The organism is Celeribacter sp., from assembly GCF_048270365.1.
In the GTDB taxonomy this organism is placed as follows: domain Bacteria; phylum Pseudomonadota; class Alphaproteobacteria; order Rhodobacterales; family Rhodobacteraceae; genus Celeribacter.
This window is the reverse complement of sequence record NZ_JBLWTA010000005.1, coordinates 127,306-148,092: the sequence shown is the minus strand read 5'-3', so window position 1 is coordinate 148,092 and position 20,787 is coordinate 127,306. Positions and strand designations below refer to the sequence as shown.

Genomic DNA, 20,787 nt, shown 5'->3' with positions numbered 1-20,787 from the left:
TGCGGGGCTTTGTGTTTTAGAGCCTATGCCGCATCACTAGGAGAGACGCGGTTCTCTTCGACGTAAGCGTTCAGATCGCGCCCGAGGTATTTCACCCGCCGACCGAACTTGACCCATGCCGGGCCCACCCGCCGATGACGCCACTGCGCCCGTTTCGCGCGAGGGGCGATAAGATCAAGCTCTTTGTCACCATCATCGTAGACACGTTCGTTCTCAAAGATCTCCATTGTTCCGACATCGCCTTTCTTCGGTTGCGTTCGACTGCATCCATATTGGCCAGCCTGCCGCAAACGACCTAGCGCAATCGAAAAAGCAACATCTTTCTACTTGAAAACAATGACTTGCATTCTTTTCTGTTTGATTGGTTTGGTATGCGTTGCCATGTTCAGGAGATCTCGGAACAGATATGGGAACTGAACAATGTGCGAATGGTCGAAACCAGGGACACGCGCCGCGAGTCGTTGCGCTTGAGCGTAGTCTAAATACACATATGCCAGCACCGGCTCGTAGAGCGCCCATAGCTTCTGTAGTGATCGAGGACTTCGCCCTAGGTAGTTCCGTGCGACTTCGATCCCTTTCGTATCGAGCACGCTCTTATATTCTTGCTGGGCAAACCCCTGTGCGTCAGCATATGCCGTTCCCTTGGATGACCCATGAATGACGATCCGGCGCAGCACATCTCCTAGGCGCATGACGTCCTGGCACATTTCATCCTGACCCAAGGCGCATTGTTTCACTGCATATCGAACAGCGCCTTCAAGCAACAATGGATCAGAGCCAGGGGTTGGCCACAGTGCGTCCCGCCTACCGGTCTTCAGGTACTGATCCCGAGCTCGAATCTCCAGCAGCCCGGTATGCAGTTTCAAAAAGTCGGCTTTCGTCTTTGTCGCGATTAGAAGGGCTCGTATGGCGAGCCACGCGGCGTCAAATTCAGAAATGAACGTTAGGTGGGAAATCCTTGCCGCGACGTGTTCTATTTCAGCTACCACAGTTCAACCTCCACATTGCGAACAAGCAAAAAGGTTCCAATCGCGCATCAGTTCACGCCTTCTGGAAAGAAGATCAGATCGCGCATAGGCCCGCTCCACTTCCGAACCCACCTTGTGACCCAAGCTCAATTCCGCCACCTCGCGCGGATGGTTCCCTACCTCGGAAGCCCAATCCCGAAATGCTGATCTGAACCCGTGAACGGTCACACCCTCGATCTCCATGCGGCGCAACAGCATGAGCATCGACATGTTCGACAGCGGTGTGTGCCGACGCTGGCCTTCAAAGACACATTGGGAGCGAAGGGCTTTCAGTGGTTCGATAATCCCCAGCATCTGATCCGTAAGCGGAACACGGTGCACGGCCCCTGTTTTGGTGCGCTCTTCGGGGATCGTCCAAATCAGGTCATCGAAATCAAACTCCCCCCAGACAGCCCTCAGAACCTCGCTGGTTCGGCATCCAGTCAAGCATGTGAGCATCAGCGCCTTGGCCGCCATCCCGCTTTGCTGTGAGAGCTGCGCGTAGAACGCGGGCACGTCTTGCCAGCGCATCGCATTGTGGTGCTTCACCTTGGCCTTCACGCGCGGCAGCACGCGAGCGTCCATAACGACCGTCACAGGGTTTTCGCCCTCGCGGTAACCGCGCGACCGCGCCACATCGAGGACCGCCTTCATCCGCTGCGCTACCCTGCGCGCTGTTTCGTGTTTCTCGGTCCAGATTGGGGACAGCACCTGCAAGATTTCCGGCTGGTCGATATCCGAGACGGGCAAGCGGCCGATCTTGGGGAAGGCGTAGTCGGCGAGTGTGTTGATCCACTGCTGGCCGTGCTTTGGGTTCTTCCAGGTCGGTAGGCGTTCGATATGGACCTGGCGTGCGACCTCCTCGAAGCACGGCACTTCCTTGTCGCGGTGGTACTTCGGGTTCAGCCCCTGCTTGGCGAGGCGTCGGTATTCAAGCGCTCGCTCGCGGGCGACCGTCAGGGTGATGATGTCAGCGCCGCCTAGACCGAAGTCCGTTCGGTTGGGCTTGCCCTGGCGATTGCGCTGCCCCTTCACTGTGACGCGCACGATCCAGCGGCGGGCACCCGATGGGTCTACAACGAGGTAGAGGCCATTGCCGTCGCCGTGCCGCCCTGCGCCGAGGGTGCGGACGAGATTCTTCGTCAGTTTGCCGGAGGTGTAGGCCATCGGACGTACCACCTTTCATACCACGGAACGAATAGAACCGAGCGCAATCGAAGTGAAGCGAACGCAATCAACGAACGAGAATAAGCGCATAAGTCCATAGACTTATACGCTATCAAGCGCCCCAAGGCCATTCAATGAAAATGGTAAGTGGCGGAGACGAAGGGATTCGAACCCTCGAGACCCTTCCGGGCCTACTCCCTTAGCAGGGGAGCGCCTTCGACCACTCGGCCACGTCTCCGTCGACCCGTGTAATGGAGCCGTCACAGAGACACAAGGCAAAATCTCACGTCAAAACGTACTGAAAAGCGCCGGCGATCAGGCGTTGTAATATTGCCGATACCACCGCACGAAATTGGCCACGCCTTCGGGCACGGAGGTTTTCGGCGCGTAGCCAGTCAGGCGTTTGAGCAAAGAGGCGTCGGCCCAGGTCGCGGGCACATCGCCCGGCTGCATTTCCATCAGGTTGCGCTCGGCGGTCTGGCCGGTCGCGGCCTCGATGGCTTTGATGAAATCGGTGAGCTGCACGGCGTCCGAGTTGCCGATGTTCACCACACGGTAGGGCGCCACCGGAGAGAGGCTGTCGCCCTCTTCGACCACGCCGTCTTCGGGCCGCACGGGCACCGCGTCGATCAACAGGCGGATGGCGTGCACGAGGTCTTCGACATAGGTGAAATCGCGCTTCATATCGCCGTAGTTGTAGACGTCGATGGGCTTACCCTCGAGGATCGCCTTGGTGAATTTAAAGAGCGCCATGTCGGGCCGCCCCCAAGGGCCATAGACCGTGAAGAAGCGGAACATGGTGATCGGCAGGCCGAAAAGATGCGCGTAGCTGTGCGCCATGCTCTCGGTCGATTTTTTCGTGGCCGCATAAAACGACATCTGGTGGTCGGCTTTCACCACCTCCTGATAGGGCATCACGGTGTTGGCGCCATAGGCCGAAGAGGTCGAAGCCAAAAGCATGTGCTTCGGCGGATAGGCCCGCGCGGCCTCCAGCAATTCAAACGTGCCGATGATGTTGCTCTCAAGGTAAGACCGCGGGTTTTCGATCGAATAGCGCACCCCCGCCTGCGCCGCGAGGTGGATCACCACATCGGGCTTTTCCTCTGCGAACAAAGACATCAAGAGGCCGGGGGTTTCGACCTTGTCATGCACGGAGCGGTAGCCCTCATAGGCTGAAAGCGTCTCTTCGCGGCGTTCCTTCAAAGCCACATCGTAGTAATCCGACAGGCAGTCGAGGCCGATGACGCGCCAGCCCTCTTCCAAAAGAGTGCGACAGACGAAAGAGCCAATGAACCCGGCGGCGCCGGTGACGAGAGCGGTGGGCATAGGGGGCAGTCCTTAGTCGGCGTGGAACAGGTCGCGGGTAAAGATCTTGTCCGCAACATCTTCAACATCATCGGTCATACGGTTGGCGATGATGACATCGGCCTCCGATTTGAACGCATCCAGATCTCGCACCACGCGCGAGCCAAAGAAATCATCCTCCTCGAGCACCGGCTCATAGACGATCACCTCGATGCCCTTGGCCTTGATCCGCTTCATGATGCCTTGGATCGACGACTGGCGGAAATTGTCCGAGCCCGCTTTCATCACGAGGCGGTAGACGCCCACGACCTTCGGGCCTTTGGCGATGATCCGGTCGGCGAGGAAGTCCTTGCGTGTGCGGTTGGTCTCAACGATGGCCGCGATCAGGTTTTGCGGCACTTCGGAATAGTTGGCGAGCAACTGTTTGGTGTCTTTCGGAAGACAATAGCCGCCGTAGCCAAAGGACGGGTTGTTGTAATGGCTGCCGATGCGCGGGTCCAACCCGATGCCGTCGATGATCTGGCGCGTGTCCATGCCGCGCGCCATGGCGTAGCTGTCCAACTCGTTGAAGAACGCGACGCGCATGGCGAGGTAAGTGTTGGCAAAAAGCTTGATCGCTTCGGCCTCATCGGCGTCGGTGAAAAGCACGGACACGTCTTTGTCCACGGCGCCCTCGACCAAGAGATCGGCAAAGGTGCGGGCACGTTCGGATTGTTCGCCGACGATAATCCGCGACGGGTGCAGGTTGTCGTAGAGTGCGCGGCCTTCGCGCAGGAATTCCGGCGAAAAGACCACCTGATCGGTGGCCATCTCTGCCCGCACGCGGGTGACAAAGCCCACGGGGATGGTCGATTTCACCACGATGGTCGCCGTCGGGTTCACCGCGATGACCTGTGCGATCACGGCTTCCACAGAGGAGGTGTCGAAATAATTCGACTTCTCATCGTAATTCGTGGGCGTCGCCACGATGACGAAATCCGCGCCGGTGTAGGCCGAGGCCCCGTCCGTCGTGGCCGACAGGTTCAGCTCTTTGTGGGCGAGGAAATCCTCAAGCTCGGCATCGACAATCGGCGACTTGCTCGCGTTGACCATCTGAACACGGCTCTCGGAAATATCCACCGCGACAACCTCATGATGCTGCGCGAGCAAAACCGCGTTCGACATCCCCACATAGCCGATCCCGGCAACCGCAATCTTCATCCCTGAACCCTTGCACAACTCTCTTCAGGCTCATGCTAATGGATGCGGTTCCGGTAATCCAGAGATCAGTTGGAATGTGCTTTTATTTGCAGAGTTTTTAGGCAGCTTGACCATAAGGCGGCATACCGTTCCCCGTTGCGTCACAGCGTTTTCGCAGAGCTGTCACCTGTCTGAGACATTTTGTCCTTACCAGCGCATCAGAGCCATCTGTGTGTTGTTTGGGGGACCCGCGACATGACCGAGATTAGACCTTTCGCCTTTGTGCTGGGCTGTTTGTGGGAGCCATCGCGCAACGGGTTTCGCGCCACGTTACGCCGCGTCCTGAGCCGCAACGGCGTCTGAGCGCTCAGGCGGCCTTTTTCTTGCCCATCTTTTCTGGCTGAATGCCCGAAACGATGCGAGAGGCCGACATGACCGCCCACACCTCAGCCGAACCCACTGCCGAACTCACTGCGCTGTTCCACCGCCAAAAGACCGCCCAGCGCGGTCAGCCCGTTGTCGAGCGAGACGTGCGGCTGGACCGTTTGACGCGGCTGCAAGAGGCCCTGCTCTCGGCCGAACCCACACTGATCGCGGCGATGTCCGATGATTTTTCCCATCGCCCCGCGATGGAAAGCCGTCTCTACGACATCGACTTGGTTCTGGGCGAGATTCGCCAGGCCAAGCGGCATTTGAAACGCTGGATGCGGGTCCGTCGCGCGCCTGTGCCGCTGGTGTACAAACCCGCCCGCGCCGAAATTCGACCGCAACCGCTGGGCGTTGTCGGCCTCATCTCACCGTGGAATTTCCCCGTGCAGCTTGCGCTGGCGCCGATGGTCGCGGCCTTGGCGGCGGGCAATCGCGTGATGCTCAAACCCTCTGAATTGACGCCCCGCACCTCTGCAGCTTTGGCCGAAATGCTTGCCAGCGTCTTCGCCCCCGAAGAGGTCGCGACCGTCACCGGCGGGCCGCAGATCGCACAGGCGTTTTCCGCGCTCCCATTTGATCATCTGTTTTTCACCGGCTCCACATCCGTCGGGCGCAAAGTGGCCGAGGCGGCGGCGCGCAATCTGACGCCTGTCACTTTGGAATTGGGCGGCAAAAGCCCCGCCGTGATCATGCCCGGCGCCGATCTCGACCGCGCGGGACGACGGATTGCTTGGGGCAAGGCAATGAATGCCGGGCAGGTCTGTGTCGCGCCCGATTACGTTTTGGTGCCGCGCAAAAAGATGCTGCCGATGACGGATGCGATCATGGGTGGTTTCATGCATTTCTTTCCGGATGGGCCCGAAAGCGACGACTACGCCGCGATCATTTCCGAACGCCATCACGCCCGCCTGACCGCCATGCTGTCTGAGGCTGAGGCGCGAGGTGCGCAAATCCTGCGCCTCGAGGGGGCCACGGGAAATGCCCGCAAATTCGCCCCCACCGTGGTGCTCGACCCGCCGCAAGACATCGCCCTGATGCAGGAAGAAATCTTTGGCCCGATCCTGCCGCTTGTCCCCTATGACGATCCGCAAGAGGCATTGGATTTCGTCGCCGCCCGCGACCATCCGCTGGCGCTTTATGTCTTCTCGGACAACAAGAAAGAGCAGGAGTTGTGGCTCGACCACTCAACCTCCGGCGGCGTGACGGTGAACGATGTGGCGATCCATGTGGGTTTTGGCACGCTTCCCTTTGGCGGCGTCGGGGCCTCCGGTCAGGGCAGCTATCATGGCCGCGCAGGCTTTGAGACCTTCAGCCATCTGAAACCCGTGGTGCGTCAGGCCAAGCGCAACGGCATGGCCATCGCCGAGCCGCCCTTCAAAGGCTGGCGCAAACGCGCTTTGGGGATGATGCGCAAGCTGATGTAAAGCTGTCACGCAAGTTTTGTGGGATTTTGACCAAACGGTCGCAAATCCGTTGCGTTTCTTCGGTTCTTTGCGCGCATCGCTTTGGGCCGCACAGCGCCCGAGCGCAAAGAAACGCATCACACACAGGACAGTGACATGACCAAGACCGTTTACGGTGCAGCCCTTGCGACCCTCATGCTTGCCGGCGCAGCCCAAGCCCAAGAGGCCTTCCCCGCCACGCTCAAGGCGCAGGCCGAGCTTTCCGGCCATACCTTCGTCCCCGCCCCCGAAGGCGCCTCGGCCTATTACAACACCTCCGGCCGCTTCACCAATGGCGCGCGCAATGAGGCGCTTTACAGCAATTTCCAAGAGGCCACCGGCCTCGCGCTGCCGTTCCCCGGCCAGCCGCTTCAGGGGTTTTCCGGCATCCGGTCCATGGGCGACGACCGTTTCCTCGTGCTGACGGACAATGGCTTTGGCACGAAAGCCAATTCGTCGGACATCGTCCTGATGTTCAACATCGTCAAAGTCGATTGGGAGACCGGTCGCGTTGGCATCGAAAAAACGGTCCAACTGTCCGATCCGGACCACATCGTCCCCTTCCCGATCATGAACGAAGCCACCGAGGCCCGCACGCTCACGGGCGCGGATTTCGATCTGGAATCCATTCAGCCGGTGGGCGAGACTTTCTGGATCGGCGACGAATTCGGTCCGTGGATCATCGAAGTGAACGGCGCGGGCGAAGTGCTCCGCGTGCTGGCGACCGAGCCGGGCGGTGAGTTGATCCAATCGCCGGACAACTTCTTTGTCGCCACGCCGAACCCCGGCGGCGCCCTGCCGGACACGGTCGTCTCCTACCGCTCCGGCGGCTATGAGGGCATGGCCCTGTCCGAGGATATGAAAACCCTCTACCCGCTGTTGGAAAAGCCGGTCTATGACCCGGAAACCGGCGAAAAGAAACATGTCGGCGGCAAGCCGGTTCTGTCGATGTTCGAGCTGTCCACCGAAACCGGCGCATGGGGTGACACGGTGCGCTATTTCCCGCTTGAAGACGAAAACCACGCCATCGGCGATTTCAACCTGATCGAAGGCACCCGTGGCCTGATCATCGAGCGCGACAACTTCCAAGGCGACCCGCGCGAGGGCTGGTCCGAAAATCCCGCGATGTTCAAACGCATCTACCTGATCGATCTGGAGCGGATGGACGAGAACAATGTCTTGGAAAAAATCGCCTATATCGACCTGATGGACATTCAGGACCCCGTCGGCATCGCGCCGCGTGGCACGATGGATGGGGTCTACACCTTCCCCTATTTCACCATCGAGGATGTGGATCGCGTGGATGAGACCACCATCGTCGTCGCCAATGACAACAACTACCCCTTCTCGACGGGCCGCCAAGAAGGCCGTGTTGACGACAACGAGATGATCCTCTTGGACGTCGCCGAGTTTTTGAAGGCGGAATAATCTCTACCCCGGAGCGGTGCGCCTTTTCCTCATCGTGCTGCTCCGGGGTTTCCCCATCTGGCCTTCCCGCATCGCGCCCCATATGGTGCGCCCGAACCACGAGGAGGCGCAGATGTGGCTTGAACGCAGAGAGACATGGAGCGGGCATTCCGAGGACGCGCGCGGCGCGGGCGATGTCGATTATGCCCGCGTGATCCATTCCGCCTCCTTTCGGCGGCTTCAGGGCAAGACGCAGATCCTCAATCTCGGCGACAGCGATTTCTATCGCACCCGTCTGACGCATTCGCTGGAAGTGGCGCAGATCGCCGGAGGTCTGGCGCGGCAGTTGGAGCAAAGCTTTCCGACACATCCCGCCACCGCCCATCTGCCGGATCGCTCGATGATCCATGCCGTGGGCTGTTCGCATGATCTGGGCCATCCGCCCTTTGGTCATGGCGGCGAGGTGGCGCTGAATTATTGCATGCGCGAAGCGGGCGGGTTCGAGGGCAATGGCCAGAGCCTGCGTATCCTGTCCCGGCTGGAAAGCTTTTCCCAAAACTCGGGTGCAAACCTCACCCGGCGCAGCCTTTTGGGCCTGTTGAAATACCCGGTCTCCTACACGCAGGCCCGCAATTCCGCGCTCAGGCCCAAACTGAGCGACGGCCCCGACACGCTCAAACTCATCGACACAGAGGCCTCAACGCCGCCGAAATGTTACCTCGACAGCGAATTGGACGTGGTCGATTGGGTGCTCTCCCCGCTCTCCCCCGAAGACCGCACGGCGTTCTGCGCCATGGGCCCGGTGGAGGCCGGGAAGCATCGCAAAGCGCTGCATAAATCCTTTGATTGCAGCATCATGGATCTGGCCGATGACATCGCCTACGGGGTGCACGATCTGGAGGACGCGATTGCGCTCACGCTTTTGACGCGCGAGGACTTTGTGGCGCATGTGTCGGCGGATCAGATCGGCGATTTTCTCGACATGCTCAAAGGCAAATACCCGGATCAATTCGGCAATGACGTCTATGGACAGATGCTCGACGGGTTGTTCGGCGGGCGCGACACCCGCAAACGCTTCATTTCGCGGTTTGTAAATTATCTGATCACCGCCGTCGAATACACCGAAGTGCCTGAGTTCTCAGAACCGCTCCTGCGCTACCGCGCCAGCTTGCCTGCCGCACGGCGTGCGGTGTTGAAGGCGCTGAAAGATCTGGTGTTCAAAGTGGTGATCAAAAGCCCCAACGTGCAGCAGCTTGAATTCAAGGGCCAGCAGATGGTGGTCTCCGTCTTTGAGGCGCTCTGTTCCGATCCCGAGCGGCTTTTGCCCCGCGATCATCAGGAGCGCTACGCGGAGACTAAGGGCGATCTGCGGGTGATCTGCGACTATGTGGCGAGCATGACGGATGCAGCGCTTTTGAAGACCTATGAGCGGCTGTTTGCGCCAAGGATGGGGTCGGTGTTCGACCGGCTCTAAACGAGAAAGGCGGCCCGAAGACCGCCTTTCCAAATCTCGCTTCAACGCCGCTCAGGTGTTGAACAGGAAGTGCATCACATCGCCGTCCTGCACGATGTAGCCTTTGCCTTCCGCGCGCATCTTGCCCGCATCTTTGGCGCCCGCTTCGCCCTTGCAGGCGATGAAATCGTCATAGGCGATGGTTTCGGCACGGATAAAGCCACGCTCGAAATCGCCATGAATCACACCGGCGGCGGCCGGTGCAGCGGTGCCTTTGGTGATCGTCCAGGCGCGGGCCTCTTTCGGGCCGACGGTGAAATAGGTCTCGAGGTGCAACAGCTCGTAGCCCGCGCGAATGAGACGGTCGAGACCGGCCTCGTGCAGACCCAGTTCTTCGAGGAACATCTCGGCTTCGTCGCCTTCGAGCTGGGAGATTTCTTCCTCGATCTTGGCGGAGATCACCACCGTGCCTGCGCCCTGCTCCTCGGCCATTTTCGCGACCGCCTCCGAGAAAGCGTTGCCCTTGGCGGCATTCTCTTCCTCGACGTTGCAGACGTAAAGGATCGGCTTTTGCGTCAGAAGTTGCAGCATATTCCACTGCTTGCGCTCTTCGTCTGTGATCTCGACGGTGCGGGCCGGTTTGTCGGCCTCAAGTGCGGCCTGCGCACGGGCCAGCAACTCGTCCTGAAGCTTCGCCTCTTTGTCGTTGCCCTTGAGCTTGCGGACAAGGTTGGCGCGACGTTTCGCGATGCTTTCCAGATCGGCGAGCATGAGCTCCATCTCGATCACCTGCGCGTCGTCCACCGGATCGACGCGGCCCTCGACGTGGGTCACATCCCCGTCCTCGAAACAACGCACCACATGGGCGATGGCGTCGCACTCACGGATGTTCGCGAGGAACTGGTTGCCGAGGCCCTCACCTTTGGAGGCGCCTTTCACCAGACCCGCGATATCCACGAAGGACATGCGCGTCGGGATGATCTGTTTCGAGCCGGCAATCTCTGCCAGCTTGTCCAAACGCGGGTCCGGCACCGCCACGTCGCCCACGTTGGGCTCGATGGTACAGAACGGAAAGTTCGCCGCCTGCGCCGCGGCGGTTTTGGTCAGCGCATTGAAAAGCGTCGATTTGCCCACGTTCGGCAGACCGACGATGCCCATCTTGAAGCCCATTGCGGCCTCCTTTGTCCGAAATTCCTAGGCTGTCTAAGGCCCAACGCAGCCTCGCGCAAGCCGCGCTTTGCGGGAATCGTGCAACAGGCGTATCCTGACAGATGAAATGTCAGGAGAAATGATGGGGAGGCTGTCATGATCACACCGTATTTGCATTTCGAAAGCCATTGCGAAGAGGCCATGCGCAGCTATCAACAGGTGCTGGGCGGCGATCTCGATCTCATGCGCTACAAAGAGATGCCCGAGGCGCCCGAAGGCTACGCCCATTCCGAAGCCATCATGCATGCCGCGCTGATGTCGCCCTATGGCGATCTCATGGCCTCGGATGACCCGCCACATGTCGCGTCCAAACCGCAATCTTCGGTCTCCGTCACCGTCTCCACCGACACGGTCGCCGACGGGCGGCGCATTTTCGGCGCTTTGGTCGAGGGCGGCGTGCCAACGATGGAATATGGCCCCTCCTTCTTTTCGCCGGGCTTTGGCATGTGTGTGGATCGGTTCGGCACAAGCTGGATCATCATGACCACGCCCGCGAAACCGGCAGGTTAAGGCTGGCCTGACCCTCTGAGCCCTTTGAGGCCGCGATAAACGCGCTGCCCCCTTGCTCTTGCCCCGCATTTGTTGCACTCCCTTTTGCGCAAGCTAATGGAGTGCCGCCACATGACCCGTATCGACGCCAAATTCGCCGAATTGAAAGCCGCTGGGAAGAAAGCTTTCGTCGCTTATGTCATGGCGGGCGATCCGGATGAGGCGAAATCGCTCGAAATCGTCAAGGCGCTGCCCGAGGCCGGTGTCGACATCATCGAGCTGGGCCTGCCCTTCACCGATCCGATGGCCGACGGCCCGACCATTCAGCTGGCCGGTCAGCGTGCGCTGGATCAGGGCATGACACTCAACAAAACGCTCGGACTGGCGAAAGAATTCCGCAAGACGGATGATAAAACTCCGATTGTTTTGATGGGCTATTACAACCCGATCTATTCGCATGGCGTGGACCAGTTTTTGGTCGATGCGGTCGAGGCCGGGATCGACGGGCTGATCGTCGTGGATCTGCCGCCCGAAGAAGACGACGAGCTTTGCATTCCGGCGCAAAAAGCCGGTCTGAACTTCATCCGTCTGGCCACCCCCACGACCGATGACAAACGCCTGCCGACCGTGCTGCAAAACACCTCCGGGTTTGTCTATTACGTCTCCGTGACCGGCACCACGGGCGCCGCCGCCGCGTCGGGCGCCGATGTCGCCCCGGAAGTCGCGCGGATCAAGGCCAAGACCGACCTGCCGGTGATCGTGGGCTTTGGCGTGCGCACGCCGGAAAAAGCCGAAGAGATCGCCGCGGTCGCCGACGGCACCGTTGTGGGCTCCGCCATCGTCAGCGAGATCGCAGAGGGCAAATCGGTCGAAGAGGTCGCAGCCTATGTGAAATCTCTGGCGGATGGGGCACACCGCGCCTGAGACGCAATGTGCCTGAGCTTGCTCACTCGGTGAAGAATTCCAAAAGGCCCGCCAGCAATTCGGCGGGTTTTTCTTCGGCCGGGAAATGACCGCACTCGGGAATCATCAACCCGCGCACATCTTCGGCCAGCGTGCGCATCTCCGTTTCGACCATCATGTTGCAGGCCAGTTCCCCGGCAAAGGCCAGGAGCGGCATTTTCAACATCGTCTGTTTGTGCGCGTGGATTTGCGGAATCGTCTCATCGATGGCGCGGTAATAGTCAAAACTCGCCTTCAACGTACCCGGCATACGGCGCAGCATCTCGATGTAGAAGGTGCGGGCGTATTTCGGTACGGCCTCCGCATGGGCCGCCTTGGTCGCGAATTGATACTCAAAGAACAATTCCTCTCGCCCTTCGACCAGGCGTTCGTTGATGTCGTAGGCCCGGTTGAAATTGAAATGCCACAAGAAATCGCTCAAATGACGGCCATCGGGGATCAATTCCGGCGAGGGGGACGCGCCGACAATCGTGCCTTCTCCCAGCGCGAGACGACGGATGCGGTCCGGTTTCAACGCAGCCATGGCATAGCCGACCATGACACCGATATCGTGCCCGGCAAACATGAAGCTGTCATAGCCCAAGGCATCCATCACCCCGAACATATCTTCGGCCAGTGAATTGACGTCAAAGCCGTCCGCCGGGCGATCGCTCAACCCGAAGCCGCGCGGATCGACGGCGATCACGGTGAAATGTTCGGCCAGCGCCGGCATCAGATAGCGCCATGCGAACCAGCTTTGCGGCCAGCCCGAGTGCAACAACAGCGGCGCGCCCTGCCCGCCAATCACCGCATGGATATGCACTTTGCCTGCATCCACCCGATAGCTCTGAAAAACTTCGGAAAAGCCTTCCGGCAGGCGCGGCACATTGGAGACAGAGCCAAAGCCCGCCAAAGGCGTCACCCGATCCGATAGGGCGACGGTGTGTGTAACGGTCATGATGCGTCCTTTCGCATATTTATGTATCGATCAACACATAAATAGGGCGCAAGGCAGGATGACAAGTATTTTTGTATCGATTGATACAAATTAATTCAGGGGCAGCATTCCTGTGCAGAACATCTCCACCGAGCGATAGAGCGCATCGAGATCGGCGCCATCCACGGCCTCAATCGCCAGCCCGCTGAAAAACGCCAGAAGACATTCGGAGAGCCCCAGAAGATCGCTGTCATCCGGCAACTCTCCCACCGAGACGGCACGCGCCAGACGCGCCTCGATCCGGGCCCGGAAGTGCCGCCGCTGATCGCGAAGAAAGCCACGCACCGGATCGCTCCCGGCGTCCAAATGCCCGGCCCCCAACACCACCAGACATCCGCGCGGCGGCGTGTTGGCGACAAAGACATCAAGAGAGGCGCGCAGCATCAGACGGACCGCCTCGCGCAGCCCCTCCGTCTCGTCAAGAGCACGCCAGGCGACCTCTGCCTCCTGGCGCACGTATCGATCCACCGCCTCACGAAACAAGGCCTCTTTCGATCCGAAAGCCGCGTAGATACTCGGTGAATTGATGCTCATGCCAGCGGTCAGATGCTGCATCGAGGTGGCATCGTAGCCATGTGTCCAGAACACCTGCATCGCCCGTTCAAGAGCCTCATCGCGATCAAATTTCCGCGGACGACCGCGACGCGCGACATGACGGGGGGCATCGTCGGACATTTGCTTAGGCAGGCGCTCAGACATGGGGTTTCCTTGGGGCATTCAAGTCTTCAATATAGAGCCGAGTGTCGGGCGGGGCAAAGTCAAAGCCAATATCCGCGCAAACCTATGGTTTTTCTTGCCTCATCGGTTGAATCGCCCTAAGTGCAGCCCCCTAAAGCCGTTCCTTTTTGACCTTTGGGGGCCCGTTGGGGGAATGAGATGATCCAGACGCCGTATTACCTGATCGACAAAGCGCGTTTGCTTCCGAACATGGAAAAAATCGCCTGGCTGCGGGAAAACTCCGGGGCGAAGGCTTTGTTGGCGCTCAAGTGTTTCTCCACCTGGCCGGTGTTCGATTTCATGCGCGACTATATGGACGGGACCACGTCGTCCTCGCTCTATGAATTGCGTCTGGGCGCCGAGAAATTCGGCAAGGAAACCCATGCCTACTCCGTGGGTTGGGCGGACAATGAGATCGACGAGGCGGTGAGCTACGCCGACAAGATCATCTTCAACTCTCTCGGCCAGTTGGATCGCTTTGGTGAAAAGGCCAAGGGCATCGCCACCGGCCTGCGTCTCAATCCGCGGTTCTCGACCTCGGGCTTTGATCTTGCCGACCCGGCGCGGCCCTTTTCGCGTCTGGGCGAGTGGGATCTGGAGCGTCTGGAAACCGCGCAGGATCGCATCAACGGCGTGATGATCCATTACAACTGCGAAAACAATGACTTCGACCTGTTCTCCGAACAATTGTCGCGTATCGAACAAGAGTTTGGCACCTTCCTGAAGCGGCTCGATTGGGTCTCGCTCGGGGGCGGCATCCATTTCACCGGCGAAAACTACCCGCTCGACAAGCTGGCGGACCGGCTGAAATCTTTCTCTGACGCGATGGGCGTGCAGGTCTATCTGGAGCCCGGCGAGGCCTCGATCACCAAATCGACCACGCTCGAGGTTTCGGTGCTCGACATCATCGACAATGGAAAAAAAGTCGCCATCGTCGACAGCTCCATCGAAGCCCATATGCTTGATCTTCTGATCTATCGCGAGACCGCGAAACTGCCGCAAAACGGCACGCATGCGTATGAGATCGCGGGCAAGACCTGTCTGGCGGGCGACATCTTTGGCGATGCCAAATTCGACAAACCGCTCGAAATCGGGGATAAAATCTCCATCGAAGATGCCGCTGGTTACACAATGGTTAAAAAGAACTGGTTTAACGGGGTGAAGATGCCGGGGATCGCAGTGCGCGAACTCGACGGCACCGTCAAACTGGTGCGTGACTTCGGTTACGAGGATTTCGTCGCGGCGCTTGGCTAAGCCCGCTCCATTCACCACCCGAAACGATAAGGGGGTCTCTACCGTTGAAACAGAACGTACTCATCATCGGCGCCGGCGGCGTCGCTCAGGTCGTCGCGCATAAATGCGCCCAAAACAACGATGTGCTTGGCGAAATTCATATCGCAAGCCGGACGCTTTCGAAATGCGAAGCGATCCTTGAGTCGGTCCGTGAAAAGGCCGCGATGAAACAGGAGGGCGTTCTTGAGGCCCATCAGGTTGACGCGATGGACAGCAAAGCTGTTGCCGCCCTGATCGAGAAAATCGGCGCTCAGATCGTGATCAACGTGGGCTCCGCATTCGTCAACATGACCGTGCTCGACGCCTGTATCGAAACGGGCGCCGCCTATATCGACACGGCAATCCACGAGGATCCGACCAAGATCTGCGAGACCCCGCCTTGGTACGGCAACTACGAGTGGAAGAAACGCGATCTCTGCGCAGAAAAAGGTGTCACCGCCATCCTCGGTGCCGGGTTCGACCCGGGTGTGGTGAACGCCTACGCGCGCTTTGCCATCGACATGATGGATGAGGTGAAATCGATCGATATCGTGGACATCAATGCGGGGTCGCATGGCAAATATTTCGCCACGAACTTTGACCCCGAGATCAACTTCCGCGAATTCACCGGCGTCGTCTACTATTGGGAAGACGGCCAGTGGAAAGAGAAGAAGATGTTCGAGAGCGGGCATGATTGGGACCTGCCGGTCGTAGGCCAACAACGCGCCTATCAGTCGGGTCACGATGAGGTGCACAGCCTTGCGACCAACTATCCGCAGGCCGATGTGCGGTTCTGGATGGGCTTTGGCGAGCATTACATCAACGTCTTCACCGTGCTGCAAAACCTCGGCCTTCTGTCCGAGCAGCCAGTGAAAACCGCTGAAGGCCTCGAAGTTGTGCCGCTGAAAGTGGTCAAGGCCGTGCTGCCCGATCCCTCCTCTCTGGCGCCCAATTACGAGGGCAAGACCTGCATCGGCGATCTGGTGAAAGGCACCAAGGATGGCGAGGATTTCGAGGTCTTCGTCTACAACGTGGCGGACCACAAAGAGGCCTATAACGAGGTCGGCTCGCAGGGCATTTCCTACACCGCAGGCGTGCCGCCGGTCGCCGCCGCCATGCTCATCGCCACCGGCGACTGGGACGCGGGCACGATGAAAAACGTCGAGGAACTGGACCCGAAACCGTTCTTTACCCTGCTCGATCAGATGGGTCTCCCGACCCGCGTGCAGATCGGCGGGCTTGGCGGTGAAGACAAGGCCTGGGACGCCTGATCGCGTTTTAACATCACGTAAACTGACGAAAGCCCGCTTTTGGCGGGCTTTTTTCATACCCACAGCGCGACTTAATCCCATGGAAAGGAGAATCACGCAGTCTCTGGCCACCTAAAAGCAGAGAGTCTCATGTCCGCATTGCGTAAGTTCCTCCTTCTGATCCTGACCCTCGGACTGCTGCCGGTTTGCCTGATTGCGGCAGAACCCGACACAGAGGGCGCATCCGATGCCGCCGTTTATGAACGCCAAATTCAATTGATCGGACGTCAAACTGCGCTTGCGCATCGTCTCGTCCGCAGCATGTGTTTTGTGCAGGCCGGCATCGATGTACCACGAAATCGCACTCTGGTGTCCGACACGCGGCGCGAAGTCGCGGCCGCTTTTGTGGCGCTCAAAGAGGGCGATCCCGCGCGCGGTATTGCCCCAATCACCAATGGCAATATCCTGACCCAGCTCGGCTCCGCTGAAATGGTTTGGAACGGGCTCGACAAGAAAGCGGCGAGCTTTCTGTCAGAAGGGATGCAGAATGAGGAGGTGTTGAAACTCACCTTCAAATCCCAGTCGCTCGAAAAACTTTGGCGCAATGTGGCGCAGTCTTTGGAGCTGAAAACCTCAGTCGAACTGTCCCCCGACCATCTGATGCGCAGCCGCCTCATTGCCACCGCTGGCGATCAAAGTCGGCTGCTGCAACAAGCGGGAAAGGATGCATGCCTCATCTATCTCGATCAGGGGGCGGATACCAATGTCGCCCGTCGCGAGGACCTGTCAGCGGACCTGTCGACCTTCAATCAGAATATCTTCAATCTGACCTTCACGCGTCCAGCGCAATCAGATCAACCCGACACCCCATCGCTTGAGCAAGCCGCATTCAGCACCTGGCAAACCTGGGTCGGGCTTGAGCCTCTGTTCTATGCTCTGATCAGCCAAAGCAATCAGGCCGAACTCCCCGCCTTGCTGCCGGAACTGTCGTTCAGCATTGAGTATATGGACCTGCAATTGGTGGAAACACTCGAGATTTTCATGGCGCTCTGAGCGGAGCCCCTGAAGACAGAGCTCTGGCGCCCTTCGAATTGCGCCTTGGAGTGCCTCGCAATTTGTGCGAATTGGTTATGCAATCAAACCAATTTGGCAAAGAAGAGCGACATGACGGTCATCACCACCATCGACGATCTCAAACGGCTGCACAAACGGCGCACGCCGAAGATGTTCTACGACTATTGCGAAAGCGGCTCCTGGACCGAACAGACCTTTCGCGAGAACACCTCGGATTTCGACCAGATCCGTCTGCGCCAACGCGTCGCCGTCGATATGGAGGGCCGTTCCACCGCCACGAAAATGATCGGTCAGGATGTTGCCATGCCCGTCGCTTTGGCGCCCGTGGGGCTGACCGGCATGCAGCGCGCCGATGGTGAGATCAAGGCGGCGAAAGCGGCGGAGAAATTCGGCGTGCCCTTCACGCTCTCGACCATGTCGATCTGCTCCATCGAAGATGTGGCGGAACACACCACGAAACCCTTCTGGTTTCAGCTCTATGTGATGCGCGATCAGGACTTCCTGAAAAACATCATCCAGCGCGCCAAGGATGCCGGTGTCTCCGCCCTCGTTCTCACGCTCGATCTGCAAATCCTCGGCCAACGCCACAAGGATCTGAAAAACGGCCTCTCCGCCCCGCCGAAACTCACCCCCGCGGTGATCGCCGATCTGGCAACGAAATGGGGTTGGGGACTTGAGATGCTCCAAACCAAACGCCGCGGCTTTGGCAATATCATCGGCCACGCGAAAGACGTGGATGACCCGTCGTCGCTGTTCAAATGGACCGCCGAACAATTCGACCCACGTCTCGATTGGGGCAAGATCGAAGCCATCAAAGAGATGTGGGGCGGGCCGCTGATCCTAAAAGGCGTGATGGAACCCGAAGACGCCGTCATGGCCGCCAAGGTCGGCTGCGATGCCATCGTCGTTTCGAACCACGGCGGGCGGCAGTTGGACGGTGCGCTGTCGTCGATCCGCGCGCTGCCGCCGATTTTGGACGCCGTGGGCGATCAGGTCGAGGTGCATCTCGACAGCGGCATCCGCTCCGGTCAGGACGTGCTCAAGGCGATGGCGATGGGCGCCAAAGGCACCTATATCGGCCGCGCTTTCGTCCACGGCCTCGGCGCCATGGGCGAAGAAGGCGTGACCAAGGCGCTTGAGGTGATCCACAAGGAGATGGACATCTCCATGGCCCTTTGCGGGCGCAAACATATCGAAGATGTCGACCGCAACATCCTGCGTGTGCCGGAAGATTTCACCGGACGCTGGGCCTAACGCCAAATGACGAGGCGGCCTCTGTGCCGCCTCAGTCTTTGCGCGCTGGCAGGCTCAAGATCGCCGGGATGATCAGTCCAATGAGCCCCGCCACCACCAGAAACGCCGCGCGCAATCCGAAATGTTCGGAGAGATAGCCAATCGAGGTCGGTCCAACAAAGAAGCCGACAAAACCGATCATCCATGCGCGCGAAATGGCCATGTCGCGTTGCCTGCGATGGCTGAGCTTGCCCAAAAGCGAGGTCGCCGTCGGAACGATCACCGCCAGCCCGGTGGCCATGAGCGCGATCCCCAGCAAAGCCATGCCCTGTGTCGGCGCCTGAGACAGGGCCACCGCGCCACACATGCCGATGAGACCCGACCAAAAGATCACGCGGCGCTCGCCCAAACGTTCCGTCGTCAATTGCCCGGCCAGTCGAAACGCGGCCATGGTAAACCCCAGCATCGCAGGCCCGAATCCCCCCTGCCCCGGCGCGCCGCCCAATTCGCGTTCCAGAAACAGCGCCGACCAGGTCTCCACCGTGTTTTCACTCACAAAGGCGACAAACATCATCAAGGCAATCAACAGGATCGCCCGCCAAGGCAGCTTGTCTGGCGTCGGGCTCTGATCCTCGTCTTCCGCGACAAAGCCCCGACGTTCGATCGTCAAAATCCCCGCCGCAAAAATCACCACGCTCATCAGCGGCAGCACCTGTTCCAGAGCCATCCCGCGCGCGCGCATCGCCCCGACCGCCAGCGAGGCCATCCCGAAGCAGAGGGAAAACATCGCGTGATTGAGGTTCATAAGATGAAGGCCGTGCTGCTCCTCAAGGCTGGAAATCCGCAGATTGGCGTTCACGTCGAAACTCGCGACGACAATGCCCAAAGCCAGCATGACGGGAAACAGGCTCCAGGGGCTGGTCACCAAAACCGGCAATTGCAACGCGATGAGCGAGCACAGACCAAGGACCGGCAAGGCCAGCCGCCCTAGTTTTTTGTTGAGCGCCGGAGCAAGATACATGGCCAACATACCGCCCGCCGCCGAGCCCAAAAGCGCCAGCCCGAAGACGGCATCCGAGGCCTCGGCGCGCATTTTTACCACGGGCACCATGGCCGCAAATGTGCCCCACAGAAACCCTGTCGCACCCAGAGCCGCCAAAGGCGCTCGGGAGACGGTGATGGCCTTAAGGAGAGAGTGTGACATGGTTTGATCCTCTGCATCTGGCCCAATGGGTTTCTGAATGGGATTTTCAGTGGAATTTTCAAAGCGCTTTGAGAAGTTGTCTTACAGGTAAGAGGGATGGTCCCCTGGACACAACAGATTTTTCACGCCACCAAAGCCAAGCGCCCCAAGAGGCCCCTTTGCGGGAAACCATGCGGCCCTGGCAACAAAAGCCTTCCCATTTCGCCGATTCCCGTGTAAGGCCACGGCTTCACGCGGGACTACAGCCTTGGAGGAGTCCCGCCCTATTTATGGAGAATTCAAAATGGCTGGTGAGATTCCTGATCTTATTGCCTTGGAACGTATGGGGACAGGCAAGGGCGCCGCTCGTCAGGCACGTCGCGACGGTCTGGTTCCGGGGATCGTTTACGGTGATGACAAAGAACCGCTTCCGATCAACATCAAATTCAACGAGCTGCTGAAGCGCCTGAAACAAGGCCGTTTCCTGTCCACGCTCTTCAACCTCAAAGTTGAAGGCCAGGAAGACGTGCGCGTGATCTGCCGCGGCGTTCAGCGTGACGTTGTGAAAGACCTTCCGACCCACGTCGACTTCATGCGTCTGCACCGCAACTCCCGCATCAACCTCTTCATCCCCGTCGAAATCGTCGGCGAAGAGGCGGCTCCGGGCATCAAACGCGGTGGCGTTGTGACCCACGTCCGTACCGACGTCGAGTTGATCGTGACGGCTTCCGACATTCCGGAAAAAATCACCCTCGACATCACCGGCGGCAACATTGGCGATGTGTACCACATCTCCAACGTGACCCTGCCGAAAGGTGCGAAACCGGTCATCGAGCGTGACTTCGTGATCGCCAACATCGCAGCTCCGGCCGGTCTCGGCGGTGGGGCTTCCGATGAGGACGAAGCTGAAGAGGCCGCAGCAGAGGAATAATCCTCCGCAGCCTCTGGCGAGATTTGAAACGCGGGTCCTTTGGGGCCCGCGTTTTTCGTTGTGCGCGCCTCTCCTTTCACCTGTCTCAGGACTCGCAAATC

At 59.2% G+C, this 20,787-nt stretch carries 19 protein-coding genes and 1 tRNA gene; 10 read left to right on the top strand and 10 right to left on the bottom strand.

The genetic code is table 11. The features are described 5' to 3' along the window. Positions 1-23 precede the first annotated feature (23 nt). The 6 genes from ACN0X0_RS09060 to ACN0X0_RS09035 all read right to left on the bottom strand — a co-directional run bounded on the left by ACN0X0_RS09060 (position 24) and on the right by ACN0X0_RS09035 (position 4,679). Positions 24-227, bottom strand: coding sequence for a MerR family transcriptional regulator (locus tag ACN0X0_RS09060; protein ID WP_417278889.1), 204 nt, complete (start codon positions 225-227; stop codon positions 24-26). Between the two features lie 96 nt (positions 228-323). Further along, complete coding sequence (locus ACN0X0_RS09055; protein WP_347168221.1) at positions 324-989, bottom strand: hypothetical protein; 666 nt, start codon at positions 987-989, stop codon at positions 324-326. Between the two features lie 3 nt (positions 990-992). Next, positions 993-2,174 (bottom strand): tyrosine-type recombinase/integrase, encoded by a 1,182-nt coding sequence (locus tag ACN0X0_RS09050; protein WP_417278888.1) that lies wholly within the window; start codon positions 2,172-2,174, stop codon positions 993-995. A 148-nt stretch (positions 2,175-2,322) separates the two neighbouring features. After that, positions 2,323-2,412: transfer RNA gene (locus ACN0X0_RS09045), tRNA-Ser, on the bottom strand. Positions 2,413-2,489: 77 nt separating this feature from the next. After that, positions 2,490-3,500 carry an NAD-dependent epimerase/dehydratase family protein gene (locus ACN0X0_RS09040; RefSeq protein WP_417278887.1) on the bottom strand — a complete coding sequence of 337 codons (1,011 nt, stop codon included), beginning with the start codon at positions 3,498-3,500 and terminating at the stop codon, positions 2,490-2,492. Between the two features lie 12 nt (positions 3,501-3,512). Further along, positions 3,513-4,679 (bottom strand): nucleotide sugar dehydrogenase, encoded by a 1,167-nt coding sequence (locus ACN0X0_RS09035; protein WP_417278886.1) that lies wholly within the window; start codon positions 4,677-4,679, stop codon positions 3,513-3,515. Positions 4,680-5,089: 410 nt separating this feature from the next. Here ACN0X0_RS09035 and ACN0X0_RS09030 point away from each other — a divergent pair, with 410 nt between their 5' ends. The 3 genes from ACN0X0_RS09030 (at position 5,090) to ACN0X0_RS09020 (ending at position 9,410) form a co-directional block, all read left to right on the top strand. Then, positions 5,090-6,511 carry a coniferyl aldehyde dehydrogenase gene (locus ACN0X0_RS09030; protein WP_417278885.1) on the top strand — a complete coding sequence of 474 codons (1,422 nt, stop codon included), beginning with the start codon at positions 5,090-5,092 and terminating at the stop codon, positions 6,509-6,511. A gap of 135 nt (positions 6,512-6,646) precedes the next feature. After that, positions 6,647-7,957 (top strand): esterase-like activity of phytase family protein, encoded by a 1,311-nt coding sequence (locus ACN0X0_RS09025; protein WP_417278884.1) that lies wholly within the window; start codon positions 6,647-6,649, stop codon positions 7,955-7,957. Between the two features lie 112 nt (positions 7,958-8,069). Next, entirely contained in the window at positions 8,070-9,410 is a 1,341-nt protein-coding gene (locus tag ACN0X0_RS09020) for an anti-phage deoxyguanosine triphosphatase (RefSeq protein ID WP_417278883.1), read from the top strand. A gap of 51 nt (positions 9,411-9,461) precedes the next feature. Here ACN0X0_RS09020 and ychF read toward each other — a convergent pair whose 3' ends face one another. Then, entirely contained in the window at positions 9,462-10,559 is a 1,098-nt protein-coding gene (ychF, locus tag ACN0X0_RS09015; protein WP_417278882.1) for a redox-regulated ATPase YchF, read from the bottom strand. A gap of 135 nt (positions 10,560-10,694) precedes the next feature. On the opposite strand from ychF, the gene ACN0X0_RS09010 reads away from it, so the two are divergent. Together ACN0X0_RS09010 and trpA are read left to right on the top strand one after the other, a co-directional pair. Then, positions 10,695-11,108 (top strand): VOC family protein, encoded by a 414-nt coding sequence (locus ACN0X0_RS09010; protein ID WP_417278881.1) that lies wholly within the window; start codon positions 10,695-10,697, stop codon positions 11,106-11,108. Positions 11,109-11,219: 111 nt separating this feature from the next. Further along, positions 11,220-12,011 carry a tryptophan synthase subunit alpha gene (gene trpA / locus ACN0X0_RS09005; RefSeq protein WP_417278880.1) on the top strand — a complete coding sequence of 264 codons (792 nt, stop codon included), beginning with the start codon at positions 11,220-11,222 and terminating at the stop codon, positions 12,009-12,011. A 22-nt stretch (positions 12,012-12,033) separates the two neighbouring features. Here the strand turns inward: trpA and ACN0X0_RS09000 are convergent, their stop codons facing one another. Together ACN0X0_RS09000 and ACN0X0_RS08995 are read right to left on the bottom strand one after the other, a co-directional pair. After that, a complete protein-coding gene (locus ACN0X0_RS09000; RefSeq protein WP_417278879.1) occupies positions 12,034-12,987 on the bottom strand; it encodes an alpha/beta fold hydrolase in 954 nt (317 codons plus the stop codon). A 90-nt stretch (positions 12,988-13,077) separates the two neighbouring features. After that, the gene (locus ACN0X0_RS08995; RefSeq protein ID WP_417278878.1) at positions 13,078-13,725 is read right to left on the bottom strand and encodes a TetR/AcrR family transcriptional regulator; all 648 of its coding nucleotides are present in this window, start codon (positions 13,723-13,725) and stop codon (positions 13,078-13,080) included. Between the two features lie 177 nt (positions 13,726-13,902). On the opposite strand from ACN0X0_RS08995, the gene nspC reads away from it, so the two are divergent. The 4 genes from nspC to ACN0X0_RS08975 all read left to right on the top strand — a co-directional run bounded on the left by nspC (position 13,903) and on the right by ACN0X0_RS08975 (position 18,593). After that, on the top strand, positions 13,903-14,997 hold the full coding sequence (gene nspC, locus ACN0X0_RS08990) for a carboxynorspermidine decarboxylase (protein ID WP_417278877.1): 1,095 nt from the start codon (positions 13,903-13,905) through the stop codon (positions 14,995-14,997). 44 nt (positions 14,998-15,041) lie between these two features. After that, on the top strand, positions 15,042-16,286 hold the full coding sequence (locus tag ACN0X0_RS08985; protein WP_417278876.1) for a saccharopine dehydrogenase family protein: 1,245 nt from the start codon (positions 15,042-15,044) through the stop codon (positions 16,284-16,286). Between the two features lie 129 nt (positions 16,287-16,415). Further along, positions 16,416-17,318, top strand: coding sequence for a hypothetical protein (locus tag ACN0X0_RS08980; protein ID WP_417278875.1), 903 nt, complete (start codon positions 16,416-16,418; stop codon positions 17,316-17,318). Positions 17,319-17,429: 111 nt separating this feature from the next. After that, on the top strand, positions 17,430-18,593 hold the full coding sequence (locus ACN0X0_RS08975) for an alpha-hydroxy acid oxidase (RefSeq protein WP_417278874.1): 1,164 nt from the start codon (positions 17,430-17,432) through the stop codon (positions 18,591-18,593). A gap of 31 nt (positions 18,594-18,624) precedes the next feature. Here ACN0X0_RS08975 and ACN0X0_RS08970 read toward each other — a convergent pair whose 3' ends face one another. After that, a complete protein-coding gene (locus ACN0X0_RS08970) occupies positions 18,625-19,776 on the bottom strand; it encodes an MFS transporter (RefSeq protein ID WP_417278873.1) in 1,152 nt (383 codons plus the stop codon). 283 nt (positions 19,777-20,059) lie between these two features. Here ACN0X0_RS08970 and ACN0X0_RS08965 point away from each other — a divergent pair, with 283 nt between their 5' ends. Continuing rightward, on the top strand, positions 20,060-20,686 hold the full coding sequence (locus ACN0X0_RS08965) for a 50S ribosomal protein L25/general stress protein Ctc (RefSeq protein WP_417278872.1): 627 nt from the start codon (positions 20,060-20,062) through the stop codon (positions 20,684-20,686). Positions 20,687-20,787 lie beyond the last annotated feature (101 nt).

Bases quoted from the DNA above. Each gene is read 5' to 3' on its own strand.
- ACN0X0_RS09060 (WP_417278889.1), bottom strand. From the start codon at position 227: ATGGAGATCTTTGAGAACGAACGTGTCTACGATGATGGTGACAAAGAG.
- ACN0X0_RS09050 (WP_417278888.1), bottom strand. From the start codon at position 2,174: ATGGCCTACACCTCCGGCAAACTGACGAAGAATCTCGTCCGCACCCTC.
- ACN0X0_RS08995 (WP_417278878.1), bottom strand. From the start codon at position 13,725: ATGTCTGAGCGCCTGCCTAAGCAAATGTCCGACGATGCCCCCCGTCAT.
- nspC (WP_417278877.1), top strand. From the start codon at position 13,903: ATGATCCAGACGCCGTATTACCTGATCGACAAAGCGCGTTTGCTTCCG.
- ACN0X0_RS09025 (WP_417278884.1), top strand. From the start codon at position 6,647: ATGACCAAGACCGTTTACGGTGCAGCCCTTGCGACCCTCATGCTTGCC.
- ACN0X0_RS09040 (WP_417278887.1), bottom strand. From the start codon at position 3,500: ATGCCCACCGCTCTCGTCACCGGCGCCGCCGGGTTCATTGGCTCTTTC.
- ACN0X0_RS09020 (WP_417278883.1), top strand. From the start codon at position 8,070: ATGTGGCTTGAACGCAGAGAGACATGGAGCGGGCATTCCGAGGACGCG.
- ACN0X0_RS08980 (WP_417278875.1), top strand. From the start codon at position 16,416: ATGTCCGCATTGCGTAAGTTCCTCCTTCTGATCCTGACCCTCGGACTG.
- ychF (WP_417278882.1), bottom strand. From the start codon at position 10,559: ATGGGCTTCAAGATGGGCATCGTCGGTCTGCCGAACGTGGGCAAATCG.
- ACN0X0_RS08965 (WP_417278872.1), top strand. From the start codon at position 20,060: ATGGCTGGTGAGATTCCTGATCTTATTGCCTTGGAACGTATGGGGACA.
- ACN0X0_RS08970 (WP_417278873.1), bottom strand. From the start codon at position 19,776: ATGTCACACTCTCTCCTTAAGGCCATCACCGTCTCCCGAGCGCCTTTG.
- ACN0X0_RS09010 (WP_417278881.1), top strand. From the start codon at position 10,695: ATGATCACACCGTATTTGCATTTCGAAAGCCATTGCGAAGAGGCCATG.
- ACN0X0_RS09000 (WP_417278879.1), bottom strand. From the start codon at position 12,987: ATGACCGTTACACACACCGTCGCCCTATCGGATCGGGTGACGCCTTTG.
- ACN0X0_RS09035 (WP_417278886.1), bottom strand. From the start codon at position 4,679: ATGAAGATTGCGGTTGCCGGGATCGGCTATGTGGGGATGTCGAACGCG.
- trpA (WP_417278880.1), top strand. From the start codon at position 11,220: ATGACCCGTATCGACGCCAAATTCGCCGAATTGAAAGCCGCTGGGAAG.
- ACN0X0_RS09030 (WP_417278885.1), top strand. From the start codon at position 5,090: ATGACCGCCCACACCTCAGCCGAACCCACTGCCGAACTCACTGCGCTG.
- ACN0X0_RS08975 (WP_417278874.1), top strand. From the start codon at position 17,430: ATGACGGTCATCACCACCATCGACGATCTCAAACGGCTGCACAAACGG.